The sequence below is a fragment of the Bosea sp. F3-2 genome, from assembly GCF_008253865.1.
Classification (GTDB): Bacteria; Pseudomonadota; Alphaproteobacteria; order Rhizobiales; family Beijerinckiaceae; genus Allobosea.
Genome location: NZ_CP042331.1, coordinates 3320001 through 3345810 on the forward strand (window position 1 = coordinate 3320001; position 25810 = coordinate 3345810).

Below are 25810 nucleotides of genomic sequence, written 5' to 3' on the forward strand. Positions count from 1 at the left end.
AGCCGCCGACGACAAGTATACCGATGCTCAAGTCGACGTGATCGAGCGCTCGGCCTGCCCGACCTGCGGCTCCTGCTCCGGCATGTTCACCGCGAACTCGATGAACTGCCTGACCGAGGCGCTGGGCCTCGCGCTGCCGGGCAATGGCTCGACGCTCGCCACCCATGCCGATCGCAAGCGCCTCTTCGTCGAGGCCGGTCATCTGATCGTCGACATCGCGCGCCGCTACTACGACCAGAACGACGAGAGCGTGCTGCCGCGCAATGTCGGCTCGTTCAAGGCGTTTGAGAACGCGATGACGCTCGACATCGCCATGGGCGGCTCGACCAACACCGTGCTGCACCTGCTGGCGGCGGCGCATGAGGCCGAGATCGACTTCACCATGGCCGATATCGACCGGCTGTCGCGGCGCGTACCAGTGCTGTGCAAGGTCGCGCCCGCCGTCGCCGACGTGCATATGGAAGACGTCCACCGCGCCGGTGGCATCATGGCGATCCTCGGCGAACTCGACCGCGCCGGGCTGATCGACACCTCGCTGCCGACCGTCCACAGCGCCACCATGGCGGAGGCACTCTCGCGCTGGGACATCCGGCAGACGCAGAGCGAAGCCGTTCGGTCGTTCTACAGTGCCGCGCCGGGTGGCGTGCCGACACAGACCGCCTTCAGCCAGGAGCGTCGCTTCGAGGAGCTCGATCTCGACCGCGAAGCCGGCGTGATCCGCGATCTCGACCACGCCTATTCCAAGGATGGCGGGCTCGCCGTGCTCTTCGGCAACATCGCACTGGACGGCTGCATCGTGAAGACCGCTGGTGTCGATGCCTCGATCCTCACATTCTCCGGTGCGGCCGTGATCTTCGAGAGCCAGGACGCGGCGGTCGAAGGCATCCTCAACCGGAAGGTCAACCCCGGCGACATCGTGCTGATCCGCTATGAGGGGCCGCGCGGTGGGCCGGGCATGCAGGAGATGCTCTATCCGACGAGCTACCTGAAATCGAAGGGCCTCGGAAAAGCCTGCGCGCTCGTCACCGACGGCCGGTTCTCGGGCGGCTCGTCCGGCCTCTCCATAGGCCACGTCTCGCCGGAAGCGGCTGAAGGCGGCGCGATCGGCCTCGTCGAGAGCGGCGACATCATCGCGATCGACATTCCCAATCGCTCGATCGAGCTCAAGGTCTCGGACGAGGAGCTGGCGCGTCGCCGCGCAGCGATGGAAGCCAAGGGCAAGGATGCCTGGAAGCCGGCCGCGCCGCGCAAGCGCAAGGTCTCGACCGCGCTCAAGGCCTATGCTGCGACGACGACGAGCGCTGCCAGGGGTGCGGTGCGCGTGGTCGACTGATCGGCTTCAGGTCGACCGGCCAACATGGCCGGTCGACCTTTTCGCAGAGATCAAATTTCCACGCTTCGTCACGGAAAGAGCGATTTCTGCTTTTCATATTTGCCAGACTGGCCGCAGCCGCAGAATCGCGTTGTCCGGCCACCTTCTCCGGCGTATTGAGCCTGCCGAAATTTTGAGCAGCGCCAGCCGAATTCAATGCCCATTCCCGTTCTCGAACCACAGATCGGCCCACGCCGGCGCCGCAGGTTCTTCGCACCGATCCTGGCCGGCGCAACCTGGCGCGACCGGCTCGTCGCCTGCCTGGGCGCGCTGATCGGCGTCGGCGCGACCGGGCTGATCTGCGGAGTTCTGCTCGGCAAGGACCCACATCTGCCGCTGCTGGCCGCGCCGATGGGTGCCTCGGCCCTGCTCCTCTTCGCCATCCCGTCGAGCCCGCTGGCGCAGCCCTGGTCGATCGTCGGCGGCAATACCGTCTCGGCACTGATCGGGCTCATGGTCGGCCGCTATGTTGCGGAGCCCGCCATCGCAGCCGGCAGCGCCGTCGCGCTCGCCATTGCCGCCATGTCGCTGCTGCGCTGCCTGCATCCGCCGGGCGGGGCAGCGGCGCTGACGGCGGCGCTCGGCGGCCCCCTCGTCTCCGCCTATGGCCTGAGCTTCGCTTTCGTGCCGGTCGGGCTCAACGCTCTCGTCCTGACGCTGCTCGGCGTGTTGTTCCATCGCTTCTCCAGCCACAGCTATCCGCATCGTCCTGCGGCCGTCGCCAATCCGCACCGAACGAAGGACCTGCCGGCCAGCCAGCGCATCGGCTTCAACGAGGCCGACATCGAGGCGGCGCTCGGCGATCTCGGCGAGGCCTTCGACATCAACCGCGGGGATCTCGACCAGTTGCTGCGACGCGTCGAGATGCATGCGCTCTCGCGCTCCCGTGGCCTGCCGCGCTGCGCCGACATCATGTCCCGCGACATCGTCCGGATCGACCGGCACGGCGGGATCGAAACCGCACGGGCGCTCCTGCTCGAACACGGCGTTCGCGCCCTGCCCGTCGTCGATCACGACAATCGGCTGCTCGGCATCGTCGGCCTGCGCGAGTTGACGCGGCCGGGCCTGCGCGTCGACGACGTCATGACTCCAGCTCACGCCGCCAGCCCCGATGCCCCCGCCGTGGAGCTGATCGGGCCGCTGACCGATGGCCGCCACCACGCGGTCGTCATCGTCGACGAAGCGCAGCACCTGCTCGGCCTGGTGACGCAGAGCGACCTGCTCGCCATGCTGCTCAAGCCATTGCGGCAGGAAGCCGCCTGACCAGGGGCTGCGGCAAAAAACGTTCCCCCTTTCAGCCGTCCTCCTTTAGCCTTGCCGCACCATCTCATCGGAGGAACCGCAATGCGGGCTGCTGCCGTCGCCCTGATCTGCCTTCTGTCGCTTCCCGCGGAGGCCGCCGGCCCGTTCGGCAAGATCGTCGTCGGCAACTGGTCGGGCGGCACCTTCACCAACGACCAGACGGGCACCTTCTCGCATTGCGCCGTCAGCGCCCGTTACAAGAGCGGCGTGACGATGCTGACCTCGGTGACGGCGCAATTTTCCTGGCTGCTCGGCTTCACCAAGCCCGACTGGAAGCTCAGGACCGGCGAGACGCTCAATTTGCGGCTCGTCTTCGACCGCAGCTCGACCATCGACGTGACGGCGAACATCAAGTCGCCGACATTGCTCACCATCGCGATGCCGGCACAATCCAATTTGATCAACGCCTTCCGCCAGGGCCGCTACCTCGAACTGATCGCCAACGACGCGCGCTACACCTTTGCATTGACCTCGACCGGCGAGATGCTGCCGGCGCTGGTCGAATGCGTGAAGCAGAGCGCCAATGTGCGCGGCCCGGTCACACCCGGCGCGCCCGCTCAGGCCCAGACGCCCGAGACGACGGAGAAGGAGCGTGCGGCACGGGCCGAGAAGAAGGCGCTCCTGGAGAAGACGCGCGATCTGATCCGCAGCAAGATGCTGGCCTGCATCGGCCGGGAGGGTGCGCCGATGCTGCTCACCGACGAGAAGGCGGAGGTCGTGGCCAAGGCGGCGATGCTGTTCTGCAAGGATGATGTCGACGCGCTGACCAACGCCACGATCGAGCTGATCGAGACAGAGGAAGGCCGCCCCGCCAACCGCGGTGTCGTCCGCGAAGCCGCGGAAAAGCGGGTGCAGGAGGCGGTGACGGCCCACATCATCCGCGCCCGCGGCGAAATGCTCGGCAAGGGGCAGAGGCCTTCTGATCCGCCGCCGGCGCGGCCGTCCGATCCCGCCCCTCGTCCGTCGCAGATGCTCTGAAACGCGAAACGCCGCGCCTTGCGGCGCGGCGTCCAAAAACCGGGTTGCTGAAAATCAGCCCTTGAGCTTGGCGTTGCACTGGCTCCAGTAGCCGCCGCCCTTCTCGATCCATTTGAGCTCGCCATTGGCGTTGGTCGCCTTGTTGGCGTTGTACTGATCGACGCAGGTCTTGAGGCGAGCCTTACCGGCGGTTTCGTTCGAGTATTTCTGCGACACAGCCTTCGGGAAGACGGCAGCCTTGGCCTTGCCGGCAGGCATCGCTGCGGGCTTGGCGGCCGGAGCGGCAGTCGTCGTCGCCGGAGCAGCGGGCGCCGCGGTTTCCGGCACCGCCGCCGCAGCATCCGCGTCGTTGGCGTCGTCATCGCCGCACTGGGCCTTGCGGAAATCGTTCCACTTCTGGCCCTTCAACGTGTTGGCCTTCTTGGCCTCCTGATACTTGACGCTGCACTCCTTCATCGTCAGCGCCGAGGCTGGCGTCACGGTGAAGGATGCAAGAGCAAGGGCCGATGCGGATGCGAGAATGAATGTCCTGAACATGACCTTCTCCATGGCAAAGCGTGCTGCCGCCGGTCGGCATGCCACTCTGATTTGCGCCCAGAGGCAAGCCCTTTCCGGCGCGCCGAATAACCCTTTCGCGTGCAAAATGTTCCTTTGTAGGCAAGCCCTTGTGCCAATCGCGAGGGAAGGCCCGGCGGATCTTTTACGCTCGGCCCTTGCCGGGCTTCACGATTTCCCTGCTATATGACGGCCCATCTCACACAGGAGACGATATGGCACGGCCCTCCGATGCCGCGAAGGACCGCGAACTCATCCGCATTCTGACCGAAAACGCCCGGCTTCCCCTGTCCGACATCGCCAAGCAGCTCGGTGTCTCCCGAGCGACCGTGCAGGGGCGGCTGGCCCGGCTGGAACGCGACGGTGTGATCGCCGGATACACCACGATCCTGGGCAAGGCGACCCGGCCGGCCACGACGATCTCCGCCCTCATCCTGATCGAACTCGAGGTGAAGCAGCAGGGCGGCGTGGTCGCGGCCCTGAAGAAGCGGCCTGAAATCGTGCAATGCCACACGTTGAGCGGCCATTTCGACCTCTCCGTGAAGATCGAGTGCGAGACGGCGAGCGATCTCGACACCATCATCGACTGGATCGCCGAGATGGAGGGCGTCCGGCGCACCACATCCTCCGTGATTCTGGCCAGGAAGTTCGAGCGCTGACGCTACCACCGCGGCACAGCCGGGGGCGTTATCGTCCATTTCACATCGATATGTCGCATATCCCTTCATGTTGAAGGCACATCGTTACCTGCAGCGGCGATCCGCTCGTTAAAGCGCGCGCCGCCTGAAGCGATGATTGGGACGAGAGGGAGGTGCCCTGCCTGCCCGACCCGTCAGGAGATCGCGACATGACCATCCAGAAGCAGCGCATCGCCGTGCTCGGCGCCGGCCAGATCGGCGTCATCATCGCCGGCATGCTGGCCGAGCAGGGCCATGAGGTGACGCTGGCCGACGCTTCCACGGCGCAGCTCAAGCATGCCGCCGGCGGCCGCTTCGCCACCGCCACCGTCGACGCGTCCGACCTCAACGCGCTCAGCGCCTTCCTCAAGGACCGCGACATCGTCGTCAGCGCTTGCCCCTATTTCCTCAACAAGGGCATCGCCAAGGTCGCGGCCGAGACCAAGACCCATTATTTCGACCTGACCGAGGATGTCGCCACCACCTCCTACATCAAGGAACTCGGCAAGACCTCCGAAGCCGCCCTGGTGCCGCAATGCGGGCTCGCCCCCGGCTTCATCTGCATCCTCGGCGCCGACATGGCGGCGCGCTTCGAGAACGTCCGCACCATCAAGATGCGCGTCGGCGCCCTGCCGCTCTATCCGACCAATGCGCTGCGCTACAACGTAACCTGGTCCGTCGACGGGCTGATCAACGAGTACTGCAACCCCTGCGAGATCGTCTTCGATGGGCAGCCGACGCTGGTTCCGGCACTCGAAGGCATCGAGAGCGTGATGATCGACGGCGTTGCCTATGAGGCCTTCAACACCTCGGGCGGGCTGGGCACGCTGACCGAGACGCTGGCCGGCAAGGTCCGCAACATGAGCTACAAGACGCTGCGCTATCCCGGCCATGCCGAGATCATGAAGCTGCTGCTGCGCGACCTCGAGCTCGCCGACGACCGCGAGACGATGCGCCGGATCCTCGGCCACTCCGCGCCGTTCACCCGCAAGGACGTCGTCGTGATCTTCGTGACCGGCGTCGGCGAGCGCAACGGCCGCCTCGAAGAAGAGAGCGTCGTGCTGCGCTATGACGGCAATGACGAGCTCGGCGCGATCCAGCTCACCACCGCCGCCGGCTGCGTCGCGATGATCGAGCTGTTCCTCGCCGGCAAGCTGCCCGCCAAGGGCTTCGTGCGCCAGGAGGACGCCGCCCTCGCCGACTTCCTCGCGACCAAGGCGGGTACCCGGCTGGTGCGCGAGGCGCGCGGCGTCGATGCCGCCGGCCTCGCCCCGACCGTCGCGATCAAGAGCGCGGCCTGAGGGCCGCTGCTTTTACGCAGAACCGCGCCGTCATTCCGGGCTTGACCCGGAATCCATCTTAGAGCGCCGAACTCTACGATAGATTCCGGATCGGCGCCGCTATCGCGGCTTGTCCGGAATGACGGCGTGTTTCCGTGAAAACGAAACAGGCTCCGACAGCCAGGCTCTGCCCGTCAGAGCCTGACGCCCAGGCCGCGCAACTCGGCGCGCAGGTCGATGGGCTCGACGAAATGGACGGCCCGCATGCCGACACCGCGGGCCGCCACGATATTCTTCTCGCTGTCGTCCACGAAGATGCAGTCGCCGGCCGCGAGGCCGTAGCGGCCGAGCAGCACCTCGTAGATCGCCGGGTCCGGCTTCAGCAAGCGCTCATGTGCTGAGACGACGACGCCGTCGAAGCTCTGCAGGAAGGGGAAGCGGATCAGGCATTCCGCCCATTTCTCGTGCGAGAAATTGGTGATGGCGTAGACCTTTTCGCCCTGCCCCTTCAGATCCTCCAGAACGGCGACGCTGTCGGCTATGGTATGCGGGATGCTGTCGTGCCAGCGCTCGTCGAAAGCGCGGATCTCGCTCTCCCACTCGGGGTGCTGGGCGACCAGCAGGGCCACCGCCTCCTCCCAGGAGCGGCCGCGATCCTGTTCGAGGTTCCAGGCCATGGTGCAGATGTTCTGCATGAACCAGTCCAGCCGCTCCGGATCGGGGATCAGCGAGCGGTAGATCAGCCGCGCATCCCAGCGCAGCAGGACATTGCCGACATCGAAGACGACGGTGGGATTGCTGGAAGCCATCGTGAAATCCGCTTGAAATGGGCCGGCAGGACAACCCATTCACGGGCTTGTGTCCAGACGTGCAAGACAGTGGCCGACCCTATCGTTTATGCCGGGGGGCATGAGCGTTCACATCGGAGACCGCCCGTGAAGGCCTGGCTGCCATGGACCGATCGACAGGGCCGCTTCTCGCCCCTGCGGGCCGCGACCTTCGCGTTGCTGCTCGTGCCGGCGCTGCTGCTGCTGTACGCCGCCTGGATGCATCAACTCGGCTCCAAGCCCTGGACGCAGGCAATCCACCAGACCGGGACCTGGGCGGTGAGAATCCTCATCATCACGCTCGCCGTCTCGCCGTTCCGGCGGCTGTTCGACTGGGGCAAGCTGATCGGCATCCGCCGCATGCTCGGGCTCGGCGTGATGGCCTATGCGCTCGGCCATCTCGCGCTCTACTGCATCGATACGGCGTTCGACTGGGGCCTGATCGTCTCCGAGATCGTCAAGCGCTTCTACCTGACCATCGGCTTCATCGCGCTGATCGGCCTCAGCGCGCTTGGCGCCACCTCGACCGACGGCATGATCCGCCGGCTCGGCAAGGACTGGCAGCGCCTGCACAACCTCGTCTATCCGATCGCCATGCTGGCGCTGCTGCATTTCGCGCTGCAATCCAAGATCGACGTCACCGAGCCGGTGCTGACGAGCGGGCTCTTCCTGCTACTGATGCTCTATCGCGGCCTGTATCGCTGGAAGCTGCCGGTGTCGGTCCCGGGCCTGGCCGGCATCGCGCTTGTCGGAGGGCTGCTCACCGCCGGCCTGGAAGCGGGCTGGTATGCGGCGACTTCCGGCGTCTCGGCCTGGCTGGTCTTGCAGGCCAACTCCGACATTCTGACCTATCAGGACTATGCCTCTCTGCGGCCGGCACATTGGGTCGCATTCGCCGGGCTTCTGGTCGCGTTCGGCCATGGGTTGCGCGCTCGCAAGCCGCGCCCGCCGCGGCAGGCACGCCAGCCCGCGGTGGCGTAAGGGGAAAAACCTTCCAAGTTTCGACATCTTCCAGATGGAAAGGATTTCCCCTCCCGCACTCATGCTCTAACCCTATGGCATGCCTGACGATCCGCACGCCCAGCCCACGGCCGATGTCGTAGAAGCCGAGCTCGCCTCGGAAGGCATCAGGCCAGCGCAGGCCCGGGTCTCGCCTTTCGTTCCGCTGCAGCAGCCGATTTTCCGCGCGGTCTGGTTCGCCAGCCTCGCCTCGAATTTCGGCGGTCTGGTCCAGGCCGTCGGCGCCTCCTGGATGATGGCCTCGATCTCGCCTTCGGCTGAGATGGTGGCACTGGTGCAGTCCTCGACGACCCTGCCGGTCATGCTGTTCTCGCTGGCCGCCGGCGCGATCGCCGACAACTACGATCGCCGCCGCATCCTGTTGACCGCGCAGGTCTTCATGCTGCTGGTCTCCATCGGGTTGGCTGCCTTCGCCTGGCTCGGCCTGATCACGCCCTGGCTGCTCCTGACCTTCACCTTCCTGATCGGCTGCGGCACGGCGCTCAACAACCCGGCCTGGCAATCATCGGTCGGTGACATGGTGCCGCGCCGCGACGTGCCGGCGGCGGTGACGCTGAACAGCGTCGCCTTCAACATCGCCCGCAGCGTCGGCCCGGCCATCGGCGGCGCGATCGTAGCGGCTGCCGGCGCGGTCGCCGCCTTCGCCATCAATGCCGTGAGCTATATCCCGCTGCTGGTCGTGCTGGCGCGCTGGGAGCCGCCCAAGGTCGAGCGGCTCCTGCCGCGCGAGACGCTGCTGATCGCGATGAGCGCGGGCGTGCGTTATGTCGCGATGTCGCCGAACATCCGCTCCGTGATCCTGCGCGCCTTCGTCTACGGCTTCGGCGCCATCGTCGGGCTGGCGCTACTGCCTCTGATCGCCCGCGACCTCGTGCGCGGCGGCCCTCTCACCTATGGCGTGCTGCTCGGCGCCTTCGGCGCGGGCGCGGTGGCCGGCGCCTTCATGAGCGCACGCCTGCGGCGGGCGATGAGCACCGAGGCGCTGGTGCGCTCCACCTTCACCGCCTATGCAGTGGGCGTCCTCCTCGTCGCGCTCAGCACGACCATGCCGCTGGCGATGGTGGGACTTTTCGTTTGCGGAGCCTGCTGGGTTCTGGCGCTCTCGACCTTCAACGCTACGGTGCAGCTCTCGGCACCACGTTGGGTCGTCGGCCGCGCACTCGCGACCTACCAGATGGCGGCCTTCGGCGGCATGGCGACCGGAAGCTGGGCCTGGGGCCGGCTGGCGCAGCATCTCGGCGTCGAGAAGGCTCTGCTGATCTCGGCGGTCACGCTGCTGGCCGGCGCCGCGCTCGGGCTGCGCTACCGGCTACCGCCGCTCGAGGCGCTCAATCTCGATCCGCTCAGCCGCTGGCGCGAGCCGAAGGTCGCGGTCGACATCGAGCCGCGCTCCGGCCCGGTGATCGTGACGATCGAATACATCATCAAGCCCGAGGATGTCGTCGCCTTCCTGACCGTGATGGCGGAGCGGCGGCGCATCCGGCGGCGCGACGGCGCCCGGCACTGGACCCTGCTACGCGACCTGACCGATCCGACGCTCTGGATCGAGCGCTACGATAGTCCGACCTGGGTCGAATATGTCCGGCAGAACCAGCGCGTCACCCAGGCCGATGCCGAGATCGGCGAGCAGGTGCGCGCGCTGCACAGCGGCCCGAACCCGCCGGTGGTTCATCGCATGATCGAGCGGCAGACAACCTCTCTGCCGCCATTGCCGGCCGGGCGGGCGCCGACCCTCGCCGATTCGCTCGCCGATTCGGCGCGGCCGACCTGAGCTGGAACCGCAGCGTCATTCCGGGGCTTCGCGCCAGCGAAGAGCCTGGAACCCATGAACACTGTGCGATGAAGAAGGGGCTGCACCATTACGGCCTCCTTCTTCAAATCCCGTGTTCACGGGTTCCGGGCTCGCCGCTACGCGGCGCCCCGGAATGACGGTGTGGTTCCCAGGTCGGTCAGGTCGGGTCAGCCGACGATCCAGAGGCCGGCGAGCCCGACCATGCCGACAATGATGCGCCACCAGGCGAAGGGGGCGAAGCCGCGCTTCGAGACGAAGTCGAGGAAGCTGCGCACCACGATCAGCGCCGAGAAGAAGGCCGCCACGAAGCCGACGACGATCAGGATACCATCGTCGAAGGTCAGGTCCTTGTAGCTCTTCAGCAGATCATAGGCGAAGGCGCCCGCCATGGTCGGCATGGCGAGGAAGAAGGAAAATTCGGCCGCAGCCCGCTTGCTGGCGCCGAGCAGCATGGCGCCGACGATGGTCGAGCCCGAGCGCGAGACGCCGGGGATCATCGCCAGGCACTGGATGAAGCCGATCTTGAGATACATCGGCAGCGGGAAAGTCGTGGCGTCCGTGTGCTTCTCCTGCAGCTCGAGTTCATCGACGACGAGCAGGATCAGGCCGCCGGCGATCAGCGTGCAGCAGACGATGAAAGGGTTGAACAGCACGGTCTTGATGAAGCCGTGCAGAGCGGCGCCGATGACCGCGGCCGGCAGGAAAGCGATCAGCACGCCGATGACGAAGCGCCGGGCGGAAGGGTCGCTCGGCAGCCGCAGCGCGATGTCGAGCAGGCGGCGGAAATAGACCAACAGGATCGCCAGGATCGCACCGAGCTGGATCAGCACCTCGAAGGTCTTGCCGTTCGATTCGAAGCCGAGGAAATGTCCCAGCAGCAGCAGATGGCCTGTCGAGGAGACGGGCAGGAACTCGGTCAGGCCCTCGACGACGCCGAGGACAAAGGCTTCGATCAGGTTCTGCATGCGGGAGATCCTCGCGCGAATCAGACCGCACCTGGCCGGGCGTCGGTCATCGTCTCGTCGGCTTACGCCCAGGCCTTTGCAAATTGGTTACCACTTCGCGAAGGAGCCGGGACAAATTGTAAGCTCCCGCATTGCCGCGGCTTGTGACGTTTTTCAGGCATGATTATAGCAAGCCCCCGCCGCCCCTTCGGATCGCTACAAAGTCCGGCGGCCCTGCTTCCGACGCATTTTGCCTGCTTCACAAGTCTTCATGAGTGCCATGGCGACCCTGTACCATTACCCGCTATGTCCGCATTCGCGTTTCATCCGTCTCGTCCTCAGCGAGTTCGGCATGGAGGCCGAGCTGGTCGAGGAACGCGTCTGGGAACGGCGGCGGGAATTCCTTGAGCTCAACACGGCGGGAACGACGCCCGTGTTCCAGGAGCAGAACGGGTTGCCGGTGCCCGGCGCGGGACCGATCGCGGAATATCTCGACGAGACCCGCGGGCTTGCGCTCGGCGACCGTCGTCTCCTGCCGGAGGGCCCGGGCGAGCGCGTCGAGGTGCGCCGCCTGCTCGACTGGTTCAACCTCAAATTCCACGAGGAGATCACCGGCCCGCTCGTGCTGGAAAAGGTGATGAAGCGGTTCATGAGCCGCGACGACGGCGGCGGCCCGCCGGAGATGAGCGCGATCCGCGCGGCGCGCACGAATGTGCGCTATCATCTGCGCTACATCTCCTGGCTGCTGGCGAAAAGGAACTGGCTCGCAGGGGCGCAGCTGAGTTATGCCGATCTCGCGGCGGCGGCGCATCTGTCCTGCGTCGACTATCTCGGCGACGTGCCCTGGGAAGAGGATGAGGCGGCTCGCTCATGGTATGCGAGGATCAAGTCGAGACCGAGTTTCCGGCCGCTGCTGAGCGACCGCATGCCCGGCATGGCTCCGAGCGCCCATTACGACAATCTGGACTTCTGAGCGGCGAGAAGCTGAAGCGCGCCGTCGCTGAGCGGGCGCTCAGTGAAGGCTTCGCCGTGATGCGCGTCGCCGCGGCCGATGCCATCCCCGAGGCCCCGGAGCGGCTCGAAGCCTGGCTCGCCAGCGGCTATCAGGGCGAGATGGGCTGGATGGAGGAACGCCGCGAGCAGCGCGCCGATCCGCGCCAGCTGTGGGGCGAGGTCCGCTCCGTCATCATGCTCGGCATGAACTATGCGGGCGACGGCGATCCTCTCGCGACGCTGGCCCAGCCCGACAAGGCTACGATCTCGCTCTATGCGCGCCGGCGCGACTATCACGACGTCATCAAGGGCAAGCTGAAGAGCGTGGCCGGGCTGCTCGCTGCGCGCGGCGGCGCCGACGTCAAGGTCTTCGTCGATACGGCCCCGGTCATGGAGAAGCCGCTGGCGCAGGCGGCCGGGCTCGGCTGGCAAGGCAAGCATACGGTGCTGGTTTCGCGCGAGCACGGCTCCTGGCTGCTGCTCGGCGCGATCTACACCACCGCCGCGCTCCCGGCCGACGCAGCCGAGCGCGATCATTGCGGCTCCTGCCGACGCTGCCTCGATATCTGCCCGACCGACGCCTTTCCGGCGCCCTATCAGCTCGATGCGCGCCGCTGCATCGCCTATCTCACCATCGAGCATCAGGGCCATATCGACGCGGAGTTGCGGCCCGGCATCGGCAACCGCGTCTTCGGCTGCGACGACTGCCTCGCCGTCTGTCCGTGGAACAAGTTCGCGCAGACCGCGCAGGAAACCAGGCTCGCCCTCAGGGACGAGCTCGACGGGCTCGACCTCGCCGCGCTCGCCCGTCTCGACGATGCCGCGTTCCGTACCCTCTTCGCCGGCACGCCGGTGAAGCGCACCGGCCGCGACCGCTTCCTGCGCAATGTACTGATCGCCATCGGCAACAGCGGCCGGCCTGAACTTGCCGAAAGCGCCCTGCCCCATCTCACCGATCCGTCTCCGCTCGTCCGCGCCATGGCTGTCTGGGCGCTGGGCCGGCTCGCCCCCGAGCGCGCCGGCGAGCTCGCCATCACGGGCCTCGGCAACGAAAACAACCCGCAGGTGCGCGCCGAATGGCACGCGCTCGCGCCTCGAACGGAAGACGCCGCATGAATATCCTGGTCCTCGGCCTCGGCTATTCGGCCGGCTTCTTCGCGCGTGCCGCGCTGGCGCGGGGATGGGAGGTGACCGGCACCGTCCGCTCCGCCGAGAAGGCAGCGCAGCTCAGCCGCGAGGGCATCCGCACTCTCGTTTTCGACGGCTTCGCCGTATCGTCCGCACTCGGCAAGGCAGTGGCGGAGGCCGATGCGGTGCTGGTCTCGGTGCAGCCGTCCGAGGATGGCGACCCAGCGCTCGGGCCGCTGCGGAGCGCGCTCACTGCGGCGCCCAACCTGCGCTGGATCGGCTATCTCTCGACGATCGGCGTCTATGGCGACCAGAGCGGCGCCTGGATCGACGAAACCACGCCGCCGGCTCCGACCAACACCCGCACCCGCCAGCGCGTCGTGATCGAGGAGGCCTGGCTGCAGCTCGGGCGCGACAGCGGCAAGCCGGTGCAGATCTTCCGCCTCTCCGGCATCTACGGCCCGGGCCGCAACGCCATCACCAAGCTGCGCGCGGGCACGGCGAACCGGCTGATCAAACCGGGCCAGGTCTTCAACCGCATCCATGTCGACGACATCGCCGGCGTGCTGATGGCCTCGCTGGCGCAGCCCCGCAACGGCGCGGTCTATAACGTCACCGATGACGAGCCGGGGCCGCCGCAGGACATCATCACCTTCGCGGCCGAGCTGACCGGCCTCGAACCGCCGCCCGAAATCCCATTCGAGCAAGCGCAGCTCTCGCCGATGGCAGCGAGCTTCTACGGCGAGAGCAAGCGTGTCTCGAATGCGCTGGTGAAACGGGAACTCGGCTATGCCTTCCGCTACCCGACCTATCGCGAGGCGCTGCATGCGCTGGCAGCGGCCGGCGAATAGTTAGAGAAACCTCGCGACTCCCTGAATCGCGAGGTTTCTCTAAGTTTTTGTTTTATCGCATTTTCTTTACGCGAACCGGTGCCCACTTCGCTCGAAAATGCTCCAGCGTCAGGCCGCGTGGCGCGGGGTCTCGCCGCCATAGTAGTCGGCGTAGCGCTTGTCGATCGCCGAGACCGGCAGCACGACGAGCACATCGGTCGTGCCGAACTGGCGGTCGATGACCGCGCCGGTGCCGAAGCGCGCGCCGAGCCGGAGATAGCCCTTGATCAGCGGCGGCATCTGCTTGAGCGCGAGCTTGGCGTCGACCATCTCCGCCGGCAGGCGATCCATGCCGACGAAATGCTCGGGATGCGCGGTCGCGGCCCATTCGCCCTGCGAACGGGCGTGATGGTGCAGGAAGCTCAACGGCAGTGCCAGCGCGTCGGGGTCGGTGCCGTCGAAGGAGGCGCAGCCGAACATCGCATCGATGCGGTGATGCTCGAGATAGGCCCAGATACCCGACCAGAGCAGCTCGACCGTCCGCTTGGTGCGATAGGGCTTCAGCACGCAGGAGCGACCGAGTTCGAGGAAGCGCTGACCGGGATGGCGCGCAAGCAGCGGCGCCAGATCGAATTCGCTCTGTGTGTAGAAGCCACCAAGCCGCTCGGCTGCGCTCTGACGCATCAGCCGATAGGTGCCGACGACCTTGGGTTTGATGCCGCCGAAGCGGCCGCGGGCGGCGTGATCGATGACAAGAAGATGGTCGCAGGCCTTGTCGAAGCGATCGGCATCACGACGGAACATCCGCGAGACGACATCGGGCTTGGCCGACATTTCCTGATAGAAGACGCGGTAGCGCAGGCGCTGCGCCCGCCAGATCTCGCGCGGACCGCGCGCCAGCCGAACCTCGAGCGAGCCGAGCCGGCCGAGCGTGCCCGAAAGCGGCGGAGCCTCGCCGGGCTCCGCGCCGAAACGGCGCATCGGGCCACCGCCGATCAGCATCAGCGGCACGAATCGGGAGAACCGATTGCCGGCTGCAAATCGTGAGGACTGCGCGTTCGTGCCGTCAGAAACGTGCAATTCCATCGCGTGTCTCGTCCCCCAGCCGCGTTCGGCCTAGAGGTAGGCTTGCCCGGAGCATCTTACAACTTCGCGACAAAACTGCGTCGAAGCGATGACTGCCGTCAAGCCGAGCGGCTGCCGGCCGACCGTTGCGACAGGCGCTCAAGCCAGCGTAGCAATGCCGCGCGCTCCAGTGGCTTGGCGAGGCAGTCATCCATCCCCGCCGCCAAAGCCGCTTCCCGATCGGCTTCGGCGACATTGGCGGTGACGGCGACGAGCGGCAAGGCGGAGGCGCGCCCGAGCCGGCGTTCGAGCGCGCGGACGGCCCGTGCGCAGTCGAGCCCCGTCATCACCGGCATGCGCACGTCGAGAAGGGCGAGCGCCAACGGCGGAGCAGCACCGGTAAAGCTGGCCTCGACGCGCTGCAGCGCCTCGCGCCCGTCGCGCGCCCAGAATGCGATGCAGCCGAAGCGCTCGAGCGTCCGAACCACCAGCAGCGCGTTGATTTCATTGTCCTCGGCCACTAGCACATGGAGGCCCGTGCCGGGCAAATTGCGCGCGGGTGCAGCAGCATTCGCGATCTCGCTCATCGCCGGCAGCATGTGCGGGAAGCCGGCGCCAAGCCGCTCATAGAGCGAACGCGTCCGCACCGGCTTGATGAGAAAGCCCGAGAAGCCCGCGGCCTGCGGCGCACCGAACTGCCGCCGTTCCAGAGGTGTGAGCAGGATCAGGCAGTCGCGGATGCCCGCCGCAACCACCGCCGCCGCGAGGTCCTTCGCCGGCATATCGCCGAGCGCGTGGTCGATCAGAACGGCTGTCGGGAGGGCTTCGCCGATCAGCTTCACGCGCGCCGCTTCGATGGTCGTCGCGACCGAGACCGCGGCTCCGGTCGCCCGGATCGCTTCCGCCAGGAAGCGCGCCGCGAACGGAGCAGGCGAGACCAGCAGGACATGCTGATGCGGCCAATGCGGAATGCCCGGACGCGCAGCATCCGCAGCCGCCGCGAGCGGAAGCGTAACGCGGAAGGTCGCTCCTTCGCCTAGCCGGCTTTCGGCCCTCACCTCGCCCCCCATCAGGCCAACGAGACGCCTGACGATCGCCAGCCCGAGGCCAGCTCCGGACTGCCGCATACCGGCACCATGTTCGACCTGTTCGAATTCGGCGAAGATGTCGTCGAGCCGGTCGGCGGGAATGCCGGGACCGGTATCGGCCACAGTGATTTCGATATCCGCACCCGACTGACGCAGATCGAGACCCACACCGCCGGCTTCGGTGAACTTCACCGCATTGCCGACGAGGTTGAGCAGGATCTGGCGCAGGCGGTCGCGATCGCCGATGAGGCGCGTGGGCAGATCGGGCGCAATATGGGCAGCGAGCTCGATGCCCTTCGCCTGCGCCCGCGGCGCCACCAGTTCCGCCACTGTCTCGACCAGCTGGACGAGGTCGAAGGGTTCCTCGACCAGCTCAAGCTTGCCGGCCTCGACCTTGGCGAAATCCAGGATATCGTCGACCAGAGCCAGCAAGGCCTCGCCGGAGGTCCGCAGCGCCGCGATATAGGTCGCCTGCTCAGCGTCGGGGCCGGTATCTGTGAGAAGATCGGCCATGCCCAGGATGCCGTTGAGCGGCGTGCGGAACTCGTGGCTGACGGTGGCGAGGAAGCGCGATTTCGCCTCGCTCGCGGCTTCGGCCCGGGCGCGGGCCTCGACGAGAGCGTCCTCGCCGGCGATACGGGCGGAGATGTCGCGCCCGACGCGTTGGATGAGCGTCCTCCCGCCATTTCCCGGCACCGCCGTCTCGACCCAGGAGATCCAGCGCTCGCCCTCATAGGTCGCCAGGCACTCGTCGAAGCTGCGCGCTCCGCTTTCGAGCAGTTGGGCCGGCCTGTTGGCAAGTTGCGGCAGCTGCATCTTGCTGCCGACGAGATCGGTCTCGCTCGCACCGAACAGCGTCGCATAAGCCCGGTTGGCATAGACGATGCGCGCACCGTCCCGCCTGACGATCAGATCGCCCTGGGCCTCGATCAGGCTGCGATAGCGTTCCTCGCTGTCGGCGAGATTCCAAAGCCGGTCATTGAGATTCTCGGTGTCGCGGAGCAGAGCGGCGACCTGCCGGCGCAGCTGCCCACGCTGGAACAGGAGCCGGGCGACCAGCACGCATAGCGCGAGCGCCGCGCTTCCGACGATGAACCATGACCAGAACGAAGAAGCCATCCCTTCGATCTAGCACTCGTCCCTTGAGAAAGGCGCCTGGGAACCCCGCGGATTCGCTGCTCGGCCTTAAGGATCGGTTAACCCGGAGTCCTTCCAGCTCGTTGTTTTATCGCATTTTCTTCATGCGAGCCGCATGTCCGCTTCGCTCGAAAATGCGCCACGCGATCAGGCCGCCTGAACGAGCTCGCCCCCGCGCGAGCGATAGGACAGCGCCTCCGCCAGATGCAGCCGCCCGACCTTGGTCTCGCCGTCGAGATCGGCGAGCGTGCGCGCGACTTTCAGCACGCGATGATAGGCCCGTGCCGTCAAGCGCATCGCCTCGGCCGCATCGCGCAGAAGGGCGAGCCCGGCATTGTCAGGCCGCGCAATCTCTTCCAGCACCGGTGGGGGGCAGGCTGCATTGGTGGTGACGTGGCCCAGGCCACGCTGCGGCAATTCCAGCGCCTCGAAGCGCGCACTCTGGAGCTGGCGGGCCGCGGCGACCCTGGCGGCAACGGCGGCAGAGTCCTCCCCCGTCGAGGGCAGGATCAGGTCCGCGGCCGTAACCGCAGGGATATCGATCGCGATGTCGACCCGGTCGAGCAGCGGGCCGGACAAACGAGTCTGATATTGCGCCATGCAGCGCTCGTTCGGCTGTCGGCGGCAGGCGTAGCCAGGCTCCGTCGCCTTGCCGCAGCGGCACGGATTCATCGCCGCCACGAGCTGGAATCTGGCGGGATAGGAGACCCGGTGATTGGCGCGGGAGATCAGGACATCGCCGGTCTCCATCGGCTGCCGCAACGCATCCAGCACCTGCGGCTGGAACTCGGGCAACTCATCGAGGAAGAGCACGCCGTGATGGGCGAGCGAAACCTCCCCCGGCTTGGCATGAAGGCCGCCGCCGACGAGTGCCGCCATCGAGGCCGAATGGTGCGGCGCCCGGAACGGGCGGCGATCGGTCAGGGCGCCGTCGGCGAGATGGCCCGCGACCGAGAGCACCATCGAGACCTCCAGCAATTCTCGCGGCGAAAGCGGGGGCAGGATCGACGGCAAGCGGCTCGCCAGCATCGACTTGCCGGCGCCGGGAGGTCCGTTCATGAGAAGATTGTGACCGCCGGCTGCAGCGATCTCGAGCGCACGGCGCGCGCTCTCCTGTCCCTTGATATCAACGAGATCGGGCAGAAATCCGCTTTGGCGGGCCACTGCCGGCTCGGGCCGCGCCATCACCTGCGTGCCCTTGAAATGGTTGGCGAGCTGGATCAGGGAGCGCGGCGCGAGGATGTCGATATCGGCAGCAGCCCAGGCCGCCTCCGGGCCGGAAGCAGCCGGACAGATCAGCCCCTGCCCTTTTGCATAGGCTGCGATCGCGGCCGGCAGGACGCCGGCCACCGGCGTGATCGAACCATCGAGCGCGAGCTCCCCGAGCACGGCATAGCCGGCAAGCGCATCGGCCGGGATCGCGCCGATCGCCGCCATGACCGCCAGCGCGATCGGCAGATCGTAGTGACTGCCTTCCTTGGGCAGATCGGCCGGCGCCAGATTGACCGTGATGCGCTTGGCCGGCAGGGCGAGCCCCGAGGCGATAAGCGCGGCGCGCACCCGCTCGCGGCTCTCGGCAACGGCCTTGTCGGGCAGCCCGACCAGAATGAAGGCGACGCCGCCGGCCGCGACCTGCACCTGAACATCGACGGCGCGCGCTTCGATCCCCTCGAACGCCACCGTCGCGACCCGCGTCACCATCTCGGCCTCGCCCCGTTCCCCGTGGGAACGCTAGCGGAGCTTCAAGGGCAACGCAAGAACATATCAAGAACTCCCAGCAAGACAGGGAGACGTTCGCCTCCCCGTTCGCAGCGCTCAGGCTTCGACGCCCAGGCCGATCTGGCAGGCGACGCCGGTGCCGCCGAGGCCACAATAGCCCGCCGGGTTCTTGGCGAGATACTGCTGATGATAATCCTCGGCGAAGTAGAAGGCCGGCGCCTCGCGGATCTCAGTCGTGATCGGACCGTAGCCGCCGGCAGCCAAAGCCTTCTGATATTCCGCACGGGAGCGCTCGGCCGCGGCCTTCTGCTCGGCATCGTAGGTGTAGATCGCGGAGCGGTACTGCGTTCCGATATCGCCGCCCTGGCGCATGCCCTGGGTCGGGTCGTGGTTCTCCCAGAAGATCCTGAGCAGATCCTCATAGGCGATCTTGGTGGGGTCATAGACGACCAGCACGACCTCGGTGTGCCCGGTCAGACCACTGCACGCTTCCTCATAGGTCGGATTCGGCGTGGTGCCGCCGGCATAGCCCACGGCCGTGACCCAGATCCCCTCGCCGCTCTGCCAGAACTTGCGCTCGGCGCCCCAGAAGCAGCCGAGCCCGAACAATGCCTTGCGGGTGCCGTCCGGATAGGGGCCGGCCAGCGCGCGCCCGTTGACGAAATGGGTCTCGGCGGTGGGGATGGCAGTGGGGCGGCCCGGCAGGGTCTCGGCCGCCGACGGCATCTCGGTCTTCTTGCGCAAAGAGAACATTCCTCGCTCCGTTCATTCGAGCTTCGGCGCCTATGTAAGCCTCCGGCGGTGGTTCGCACAGGGGGCCATGCGACCGCGGGCTTCACCGACGCGTGACGATACCGATCTGCGGCTCAGGCTGGCGCCCCAGCCAAAGCAGCGCGAAGCCGAGCAGAAGCGCCGCGAGCGCGGTCGGCATCCGCATCACCGAAAGCAGCACGGGGTCCCAGAGCAAGGGATGGATGTTGCGTTCAATCGCTGGCTGGATCTGCGCGTAGCGCTCGGGAATCAAGGCAGTCAGGGTTTCGCTCACCGCGGTGAAGCGCAGGGCGGAGTTGGCGATCGAACGGGCGCCGTCGATCACAAGGGCGACGAATCCAGCCGCAACGGACAGATATCCCAACAGTCGTAGAAGAAACCTCACCCTGCTCCCCGTCACAGTTTGCCGTTGGCGTATCCGGCCGCTGCCCCCAGCTTCAAGATGTGCTCATCCCCGGCGCTCAACGCAACCGGACGCGCAGGTTTTAGCGGGATTGTGCAAAACCCTTCATCTCGGGCCTTGAAAGATGACGGCACGGCGGTCATAAGCAGCGCGCCGGACAGGTGGCCGAGTGGTTGAAGGCGCACGCCTGGAAAGTGTGTATACGGGAAACCGTATCGCGGGTTCGAATCCCGCCCTGTCCGCCACTCAGAAAAGACGAGCGTCCTCAACGACCTCCGGGGCGCGCTCCCCCATTTCCTCCCCCACCCCGCTCCCCCAAGACGCTCCGCCCATGGGACTCGTCGGCAGCGATCCTGGCCGAATCCCTTCCCTCCCCCGGGACAATTCGTCATCCGGGAAACGCTTCGTCCTTGCTGCACCAAGCGCTCGATCCTTCGAACCTTGGGAGTGGTTCACCCGTCCCATGCGGTTCAGACCGACGACGTCGTTGTAGCTCCCGTGCTCGTCAGCGAAGACCTTCGCGTTCCGAGAGACGTGGTCCCGAACCGCGGCCCAAGCGGCATCGCCGTCCTCCTCGCGGATCACCCGGGTGAAGGTCCGGCCGGACATACCCCGTTGCCGGATCGCCAGGATGCAGAGGCGGTCGGGGCTGCGGTTCTCCTTCAGGCGGCGGTCTACGCGGTCCTCGGCCTTGTTCTTGGGCCGCACGTGACCGCCGGCGTACTTGCCGTCGATGTCGACCTCGCCGTCGAGCACCATCTCCTCGCGGCGCGAGGCTACGGTCTCCCGGAGCTTCATCAGGAGCACCCAGGCCGTCTTGTACTGGACGCCGAGCTCTCGGGAGAGCTGGAGGGCGGCCTTGCCCTTCACGGAGTTGGCGACGAACCAGATCGCGAAGAGCATCTTCTTGAACGGCAGCTTGCGCCAGGCGAACGCCGTTCCGGACGTCACCGTGAAGACTGTGCCGCACTCCTTGGCGGAGCACTTGAAGCGGCTCCTGGTCATCTCGTAGCAGCGCAGGTTCCCGCAATGCGAGCAGTAGGCCTCACCGTCCGTCTCAGGCCAGCGTGCCTGCCGGAACCACCTGTAGGCCGTCCTCTCCTGGATGCGGGAGAGTTCCGTAATGGTCAGGTCGCGCACCTTGGGCGAGAGCAAGAAGTGCTGGCCGGGTCTCTCCATGGCTCAGCGCTCCCCTCGAGACGAGGGAGAGCGGTATTTCCCAGCCCCCAGCGAGGGCAGGGAAGCTGAAGCCCATGGTGATGAACGGCATGGTCATGCTCGGAATCCGGTCCGGAAAGTTGAATTGCGGCGATCGGGGACAGTGGGAACGTTCGACCGCCCGGTTGGGCCGTCGCGGTTCAGGTCAGTGCTGTCATATGAGCCGATGCATGACCCGAGCTCATGACAGGGCGAGGGCGGGGTGTCGATCGGGATGCGCGGCGTTGGTTAACGGCGCCGCGACCGATAGTCGGCGTAGGCTATCGCTGTTGCCTGATCGCGCGTCCGCTTCCGGACAAAGATCGAAGGAGAAAAATCGACCCAACCGCGACATTCCCGTCCGGCCCCGCCAAGCGCGAAACTGGGCCCATTGCTGACGTTCATGATGTCCGCATTAGGCCGGCCAACTCGGGAGATCTTCGGGCTTTCGGTTTGACCTGAGACCTTTGTCTCCTCCGACCTGAGGGGAACGACACGGAAAACTCGAACCCAAAGCGATCCAGTTTTAAGGGCTCAGATCACAGGCGCGTGGATGGAAGCCATCGTGCAGTCGATCTGGGGCAGAAAGGCTTGTGCGAATTCAGCGATTGCAAGTTCAATATCCGGGCAGTCGCGGTGAAATTTCGCACTTGGTCAGCACGACGCGGCGTGTTTACCTCGGCGCTTCTCGATCGGAGCCTTCGATGTCCAGCCGCATCGCCTTCGGCGGTTTCCTGCATGAAACCAACACTTTCGCGCCGAGCAAGGCGGGGATGGTCGCCTTCCAGCAAGGCGGAGGCTGGCCGCCGCTGGCGCGAGGCGAGGCGATCTTCGCGGCCGTGACCAACGTCAATGTCGGCGCCTCCGGCTTTCTCGACGTGGCCCGCGAGAAGGGCTGGGAAGCCGTGCCGACGCTATGGTGTGCCGCCAGCCCCTCGGCCCATGTCACGGTTGAGGCCTTCGAGACGATCGCAGGCGAGCTGGTGGAGCGGATTCGCGCAACGCTGCCAGTCGACGGCGTCTATCTCGACCTGCACGGCGCGATGGTGAGCGAGAATTTCGACGACGGCGAAGGTGAGATCCTGCGCCGGGTACGGGCCGTGATCGGACCGGACGTGCCACTGGTCGCGAGTCTCGACCTGCATGGCAACGTCACGCCGCTGATGGTCGAGGCCGCCGACATGCTCGTCGCCTACCGCACCTATCCGCATGTCGACATGGCCCTGACAGGCGCCCGCGCCGCGCGGGCCCTCGCCGGCCTGCTCGGCACCAAAAGGCGCCCAACCAAGGCTTTCCGGCAAATTCCCTATCTCATCCCCATCGCCTGGCAGGCAACGGCGATGGAACCTTGCCGCGCGATCTACGCCGAGCTCGCCGCGCTGGAGGGCGAGACGGTGCCGAGCCTTTCCTTCCTGCCCGGCTTCCCGGCAGCCGACTTTCCGGATTGCGGGCCGACCGTCGTCGCCTACGGCACGACGCAGGCCGAGGCCGACGCGGCGGCCGATGCGGTCGCCCGGCAGGTGATGGCGAGCGAGGCCACCTTCAAGGGCAAGGTCTTCGAACCCGATGCCGGGGTGCGCGAGGCGATGCGGCTCGCAGCGAGTGCGACGAAGCCGATCGTTATCTCCGATACTCAGGACAATCCCGGCGCCGGGGGCGATTCCGACACGATGGGCATGGCAGCGGCCCTCGTGCGCAACGACGCCGAGCGCGCCGCAATTGGCGTTATCGTCGACCCCGAGGCGGCCGCCGCTGCCCATGAGGCGGGCGAAGGCGCGATCGTCACGCTCGCACTTGGTGCGAAGTCCCGCATTCCCGGCGACGCCCCCCTCGTGGCGAGCTTCACTGTGGAGAAGCTTTCCGACGGGCGCTTCGTCGCGCCGGGTCCCTTCTATGGCGGTTCGCGCATGAATCTCGGGCCGAGCGCCTGCCTGCGCATCGGCGGGGTGCGCATCGTCGTCGGCTCGCGCAAAGCGCAGATGGCCGACCGGGCGATGTACCGGCAGGTCGGCATCGAACCGGAGGAGCAGGCGATTCTCGTCAACAAGAGCTCGGTGCATTTCCGCGCCGATTTTGAGCCGATCGCCGAGACGATCCTCGTCTGCGCGGCGCCTGGCCCGATGCCGGTCGATCCGGCGGCCCTGCCATGGCGCCGGCTGCGCCAGGGCTTGCGCACATCGCCGCTCGGCAGGCCGTTCGCCTGAGCATGTCCTCCCTCGCATCAGCCTCTCATCGCCTGGAGATCCCGTGCCCGTCCTGCCGCAGATCGACACCTTCAAGGATGACCTCACCGCGATCCGCCGCGATCTCCACGCCCATCCTGAGATCGGCTTCGAGGAGGTCCGCACCGCCGGCATCGTCGCCGAGAAGCTCCGTCAATGGGGTATCGAGGTCCATACCGGCATCGGCACGACCGGCGTCGTCGGCGTGCTGCACGGCAAGGGCGGCCCCGGAAAGCGCATCGGCCTGCGCGCCGACATGGACGCACTGCCGATCCAGGAGATCACCAACCTGCCCTGGCGCTCGACCGTCGCCGGCAAGATGCATGCCTGCGGCCATGACGGGCACACCACCATGCTGCTCGGCGCGGCCCGCTACCTCGCGGAGAATCGCGACTTCAGAGGCACGGCGATCTTCGTCTTCCAGCCGGCCGAGGAAGGGCTCGGCGGCGCGCGCCGGATGATCGCGGAGAAGCTGTTCGAGCGCTTCCCCTGCGACGAGATCTACGGGCTGCACAATGCGCCTCAACTCGCGCCCGGCCAGATCTCGGTGTTTCCGGGGCCGGCCATGGCCGGCGCGGATTTCTTCGACATCAGGATCACCGGCAAGGGCAGCCACGGTGCCATGCCGCATATGGGGCGCGATCCTGTCATGGCGGCAATGAGCCTGGCCGCAGCGCTGCAGACCATTGTCAGCCGCAATGCCGACCCGCGCGAGGCCGCCGTGCTCTCGATCACCCAGGTCCATGCCGGCTCGGCCTACAACGTCATTCCCGAGGAGGCGGTACTGGCCGGCACGATCCGCACCTTCTCGGAGGAGACGGGCGAGCTGGTGCGCAGCCGCATGCGCGAGATAGCGGCCGGCACGGCGGCGACCTTCGGCATGACGATCGAGGTCGACATCCGCAACATCTTCAACGTGCTGGTCAATCACGACGCCCCGGCGCAGGCGATGGCGGAGGTCGCCACCGAGATCGTCGGCGGCTCAAACGTGCTGACCGAGCCGAAGGCGATGATGGGCAGCGAGGACTTCGCCGACATGCTGCGCGTGGTGCCCGGCGCCTATGCCTGGGTCGGCCATGCCGGGGACGTGCCGGTGCACAACCCCGCATATGTGCTCGACGACGGCATCCTGCCGGTCGGGGCGAGCCTGCTGGCGCGCATCGTCGAGACGCGGGCGGCGGCTTGAGGAGCGTGGCGATGGATCTCCGCACTCTGCCGCTCGACAGTGAGGCCCTGCTCGCAGGGCTCAAGCCCTGGATCGAGTGCGAGAGCCCGACCTTCGACCCCGCCGCCGTCAACCGCATGATGGACCTAGCCGCTGCCGAAACGGCGGCGGCGGGCGCGACGATCACCCGCATCCCCGGCCCGCCCGGCCTCGGCGAATGCGTGCGCGGCGACTTCCCGCATCCGCGGCGCGGGGAGCCCGGCATCCTGGTGATGTCGCATCTCGACACCGTGCATCCGGTCGGAACGCTCGAGAAGCTGCCCTTCCGGCGCGAGGGCTCGCGCTGCTACGGCCCCGGCATCCTCGACATGAAGGGCGGCGCCTATGCCGGGCTGCAGGCCATCGTCGCGCTGGCGAAGGCCGGTGTCGAGACGCCGCTGCCGGTCAGCGTGCTCTACACCAGTGACGAGGAAATCGGCAGCCCGGGCACGCGCGACATCATCATGGAGCAGGCCCGCCGCGACCGCTTCGTGCTGGTGCCGGAGCCGGGCCGGCCGGGCGACGGCGTCGTCACCGGCCGTTACGCCATCGCCCGCTTCAATCTGCGGGCAGAGGGCCGGCCGAGCCATGCCGGCTCCCGCCTCAAGGACGGGCGCTCGGCGATCAACATGATGGCGCGACAACTCATCGCCATCGAGGAGATGACCGGCGAGGACTGCACCTTCTCCGTCGGCGTCATCGAGGGCGGGCGCTGGGTCAACTGCGTGCCAACCCTCTGCAAGGCTGAAGCCCTGAGCATGGCAAAACGGCAGGCCGATCTCGACCGTGGCGTCGAGCGCATGCTCGCTCTCACCCACCGCGAGGAGGATGGCACCGGCTTCACCGTGACGCGCGGCGTCACCCGCCCGGTCTGGGAGCCGGATGCAGGGACCATGGCGCTCTACGGCCTCGCCCGCGAGATCGCCGGCGAACTGGGCTGGGAGCTCGGGCACGCCTCTGCCGGCGGCGGCTCCGACGCCAATTTCACCGGCGCGGCCGGCATCCCCTCCCTCGACGGGCTCGGTCTGCTGGGTGCCGGTTATCACACGCTGGAAGAGCATATCGAGATCGAGAGCCTGCCACGACGGATCAGGCTGATGGCGGGGCTGCTGGCGCGGCTCATGCCCTGAACGATTGACAGGGGCGCTCCGACCCGGGAGCCTTTTCGAATCGTGGCATGGCGCCTGCATGGGACGGGGCCGGAACGGCAAGGCGGAACAAGAGGCAAAAAACACGAAAACCAGCACTTGCGACCTGACACGTCACGATCAGCAAAATCGGCCGGGCGAACGGCCAGAGGGGAGAT

General features: G+C 66.8%; 22 protein-coding genes and 1 tRNA gene (1 of these 23 running past the window's edge). 14 read left to right on the plus strand and 9 right to left on the minus strand.

From position 1 onward, the window contains the following. The 3 genes from ilvD to FQV39_RS15390 all read left to right on the plus strand — a co-directional run. Window positions 1-1333, plus strand: partial view of a dihydroxy-acid dehydratase gene (gene ilvD, locus FQV39_RS15380; protein ID WP_149131088.1) — the 3' portion only. The gene continues 509 nt to the left of window position 1, outside the view; 1333 of the gene's 1842 nt are visible here — the last part of the coding sequence; its start codon lies off the left edge, out of view; the stop codon is at window positions 1331-1333. Between the two features lie 195 nt (window positions 1334-1528). Continuing rightward, window positions 1529-2635, plus strand: a complete 1107-nt coding sequence (locus FQV39_RS15385) for an HPP family protein (protein ID WP_149131089.1) — start codon at window positions 1529-1531, stop codon at window positions 2633-2635. 81 nt (window positions 2636-2716) lie between these two features. Beyond that, window positions 2717-3652 carry a hypothetical protein gene (locus tag FQV39_RS15390; protein WP_149131090.1) on the plus strand — a complete coding sequence of 312 codons (936 nt, stop codon included), beginning with the start codon at window positions 2717-2719 and terminating at the stop codon, window positions 3650-3652. A 54-nt stretch (window positions 3653-3706) separates the two neighbouring features. Here FQV39_RS15390 and FQV39_RS15395 read toward each other — a convergent pair whose 3' ends face one another. Next, entirely contained in the window at window positions 3707-4189 is a 483-nt protein-coding gene (locus tag FQV39_RS15395) for a hypothetical protein (RefSeq protein WP_149131091.1), read from the minus strand. A 233-nt stretch (window positions 4190-4422) separates the two neighbouring features. Between FQV39_RS15395 and FQV39_RS15400 the strand changes: the two genes are divergently transcribed. Next, window positions 4423-4866: an Lrp/AsnC family transcriptional regulator gene (locus FQV39_RS15400; protein ID WP_149131092.1), complete on the plus strand. Its 444-nt coding sequence runs from the start codon at window positions 4423-4425 to the stop codon at window positions 4864-4866. Window positions 4867-5054: 188 nt separating this feature from the next. Beyond that, complete coding sequence (locus tag FQV39_RS15405; protein WP_149131093.1) at window positions 5055-6185, plus strand: saccharopine dehydrogenase family protein; 1131 nt, start codon at window positions 5055-5057, stop codon at window positions 6183-6185. Between the two features lie 173 nt (window positions 6186-6358). Here FQV39_RS15405 and FQV39_RS15410 read toward each other — a convergent pair whose 3' ends face one another. Next, window positions 6359-6973 (minus strand): HAD family hydrolase, encoded by a 615-nt coding sequence (locus tag FQV39_RS15410; protein ID WP_149131094.1) that lies wholly within the window; start codon window positions 6971-6973, stop codon window positions 6359-6361. A gap of 126 nt (window positions 6974-7099) precedes the next feature. On the opposite strand from FQV39_RS15410, the gene FQV39_RS15415 reads away from it, so the two are divergent. Next, entirely contained in the window at window positions 7100-7972 is an 873-nt protein-coding gene (locus tag FQV39_RS15415; protein ID WP_149131095.1) for a protein-methionine-sulfoxide reductase heme-binding subunit MsrQ, read from the plus strand. 79 nt (window positions 7973-8051) lie between these two features. Beyond that, a complete protein-coding gene (locus FQV39_RS15420) occupies window positions 8052-9782 on the plus strand; it encodes an MFS transporter (RefSeq protein WP_149131096.1) in 1731 nt (576 codons plus the stop codon). A gap of 188 nt (window positions 9783-9970) precedes the next feature. On the opposite strand, the gene FQV39_RS15425 is transcribed toward FQV39_RS15420, so the two are convergent. Continuing rightward, window positions 9971-10768 carry an undecaprenyl-diphosphate phosphatase gene (locus FQV39_RS15425; protein WP_149131097.1) on the minus strand — a complete coding sequence of 266 codons (798 nt, stop codon included), beginning with the start codon at window positions 10766-10768 and terminating at the stop codon, window positions 9971-9973. Between the two features lie 259 nt (window positions 10769-11027). Between FQV39_RS15425 and FQV39_RS15430 the strand changes: the two genes are divergently transcribed. The 3 genes from FQV39_RS15430 to FQV39_RS15440 are packed head-to-tail and all read left to right on the plus strand — an operon-like array spanning window position 11028 to window position 13719. Then, a complete protein-coding gene (locus FQV39_RS15430) occupies window positions 11028-11720 on the plus strand; it encodes a glutathione S-transferase family protein (protein WP_149131098.1) in 693 nt (230 codons plus the stop codon). Between the two features lie 11 nt (window positions 11721-11731). Then, window positions 11732-12856, plus strand: coding sequence for a tRNA epoxyqueuosine(34) reductase QueG (queG, locus tag FQV39_RS15435; protein ID WP_282570337.1), 1125 nt, complete (start codon window positions 11732-11734; stop codon window positions 12854-12856). Next, a complete protein-coding gene (locus FQV39_RS15440) occupies window positions 12853-13719 on the plus strand; it encodes an SDR family oxidoreductase (RefSeq protein ID WP_149131100.1) in 867 nt (288 codons plus the stop codon). Before queG ends, FQV39_RS15440 begins: the two co-directional genes overlap by 4 nt. 108 nt (window positions 13720-13827) lie before the next feature. Here the strand turns inward: FQV39_RS15440 and olsB are convergent, their stop codons facing one another. From olsB to FQV39_RS15465, 5 genes are all read right to left on the minus strand, one after another. Continuing rightward, window positions 13828-14700, minus strand: coding sequence for a l-ornithine N(alpha)-acyltransferase (gene olsB, locus FQV39_RS15445; protein ID WP_472840646.1), 873 nt, complete (start codon window positions 14698-14700; stop codon window positions 13828-13830). Window positions 14701-14882: 182 nt separating this feature from the next. Then, window positions 14883-16970: a hybrid sensor histidine kinase/response regulator gene (locus FQV39_RS15450; protein ID WP_149131102.1), complete on the minus strand. Its 2088-nt coding sequence runs from the start codon at window positions 16968-16970 to the stop codon at window positions 14883-14885. 165 nt (window positions 16971-17135) lie between these two features. Next, window positions 17136-18689 carry a YifB family Mg chelatase-like AAA ATPase gene (locus FQV39_RS15455; RefSeq protein WP_149131103.1) on the minus strand — a complete coding sequence of 518 codons (1554 nt, stop codon included), beginning with the start codon at window positions 18687-18689 and terminating at the stop codon, window positions 17136-17138. Window positions 18690-18803: 114 nt separating this feature from the next. After that, window positions 18804-19460, minus strand: a complete 657-nt coding sequence (gene msrA / locus FQV39_RS15460; RefSeq protein ID WP_149131104.1) for a peptide-methionine (S)-S-oxide reductase MsrA — start codon at window positions 19458-19460, stop codon at window positions 18804-18806. An 82-nt stretch (window positions 19461-19542) separates the two neighbouring features. After that, window positions 19543-19803, minus strand: coding sequence for a hypothetical protein (locus tag FQV39_RS15465; protein ID WP_248313022.1), 261 nt, complete (start codon window positions 19801-19803; stop codon window positions 19543-19545). Between the two features lie 233 nt (window positions 19804-20036). On the opposite strand from FQV39_RS15465, the gene FQV39_RS15470 reads away from it, so the two are divergent. Next, window positions 20037-20126: transfer RNA gene (locus FQV39_RS15470), tRNA-Ser, on the plus strand. A gap of 1 nt (window position 20127) precedes the next feature. On the opposite strand, the gene FQV39_RS15475 is transcribed toward FQV39_RS15470, so the two are convergent. Continuing rightward, window positions 20128-21060 (minus strand): IS1595 family transposase, encoded by a 933-nt coding sequence (locus tag FQV39_RS15475; protein WP_149131106.1) that lies wholly within the window; start codon window positions 21058-21060, stop codon window positions 20128-20130. A 722-nt stretch (window positions 21061-21782) separates the two neighbouring features. Between FQV39_RS15475 and FQV39_RS15480 the strand changes: the two genes are divergently transcribed. The 3 genes from FQV39_RS15480 to FQV39_RS15490 are packed head-to-tail and all read left to right on the plus strand — an operon-like array spanning window position 21783 to window position 25634. Continuing rightward, window positions 21783-23282, plus strand: a complete 1500-nt coding sequence (locus FQV39_RS15480) for a M81 family metallopeptidase (RefSeq protein ID WP_149131107.1) — start codon at window positions 21783-21785, stop codon at window positions 23280-23282. Window positions 23283-23325: 43 nt separating this feature from the next. Beyond that, window positions 23326-24486: a M20 aminoacylase family protein gene (locus FQV39_RS15485; RefSeq protein ID WP_149131108.1), complete on the plus strand. Its 1161-nt coding sequence runs from the start codon at window positions 23326-23328 to the stop codon at window positions 24484-24486. A gap of 11 nt (window positions 24487-24497) precedes the next feature. Further along, complete coding sequence (locus FQV39_RS15490) at window positions 24498-25634, plus strand: M20/M25/M40 family metallo-hydrolase (protein ID WP_149131109.1); 1137 nt, start codon at window positions 24498-24500, stop codon at window positions 25632-25634. The last annotated feature ends 176 nt before the right edge of the window (window positions 25635-25810 follow it).

Bases quoted from the DNA above. Each gene is read 5' to 3' on its own strand.
- FQV39_RS15385 (WP_149131089.1), top strand. From the start codon at position 1,529: ATGCCCATTCCCGTTCTCGAACCACAGATCGGCCCACGCCGGCGCCGC.
- FQV39_RS15390 (WP_149131090.1), top strand. From the start codon at position 2,717: ATGCGGGCTGCTGCCGTCGCCCTGATCTGCCTTCTGTCGCTTCCCGCG.
- FQV39_RS15395 (WP_149131091.1), bottom strand. From the start codon at position 4,189: ATGTTCAGGACATTCATTCTCGCATCCGCATCGGCCCTTGCTCTTGCA.
- FQV39_RS15400 (WP_149131092.1), top strand. From the start codon at position 4,423: ATGGCACGGCCCTCCGATGCCGCGAAGGACCGCGAACTCATCCGCATT.
- FQV39_RS15405 (WP_149131093.1), top strand. From the start codon at position 5,055: ATGACCATCCAGAAGCAGCGCATCGCCGTGCTCGGCGCCGGCCAGATC.
- FQV39_RS15410 (WP_149131094.1), bottom strand. From the start codon at position 6,973: ATGGCTTCCAGCAATCCCACCGTCGTCTTCGATGTCGGCAATGTCCTG.
- FQV39_RS15420 (WP_149131096.1), top strand. From the start codon at position 8,052: ATGCCTGACGATCCGCACGCCCAGCCCACGGCCGATGTCGTAGAAGCC.
- FQV39_RS15425 (WP_149131097.1), bottom strand. From the start codon at position 10,768: ATGCAGAACCTGATCGAAGCCTTTGTCCTCGGCGTCGTCGAGGGCCTG.
- FQV39_RS15430 (WP_149131098.1), top strand. From the start codon at position 11,028: ATGGCGACCCTGTACCATTACCCGCTATGTCCGCATTCGCGTTTCATC.
- FQV39_RS15440 (WP_149131100.1), top strand. From the start codon at position 12,853: ATGAATATCCTGGTCCTCGGCCTCGGCTATTCGGCCGGCTTCTTCGCG.
- olsB (WP_472840646.1), bottom strand. From the start codon at position 14,700: ATGCTGATCGGCGGTGGCCCGATGCGCCGTTTCGGCGCGGAGCCCGGC.
- FQV39_RS15450 (WP_149131102.1), bottom strand. From the start codon at position 16,970: ATGGCTTCTTCGTTCTGGTCATGGTTCATCGTCGGAAGCGCGGCGCTC.
- FQV39_RS15455 (WP_149131103.1), bottom strand. From the start codon at position 18,689: ATGGTGACGCGGGTCGCGACGGTGGCGTTCGAGGGGATCGAAGCGCGC.
- msrA (WP_149131104.1), bottom strand. From the start codon at position 19,460: ATGTTCTCTTTGCGCAAGAAGACCGAGATGCCGTCGGCGGCCGAGACC.
- FQV39_RS15475 (WP_149131106.1), bottom strand. From the start codon at position 21,060: ATGGAGAGACCCGGCCAGCACTTCTTGCTCTCGCCCAAGGTGCGCGAC.
- FQV39_RS15480 (WP_149131107.1), top strand. From the start codon at position 21,783: ATGTCCAGCCGCATCGCCTTCGGCGGTTTCCTGCATGAAACCAACACT.
- FQV39_RS15490 (WP_149131109.1), top strand. From the start codon at position 24,498: ATGGATCTCCGCACTCTGCCGCTCGACAGTGAGGCCCTGCTCGCAGGG.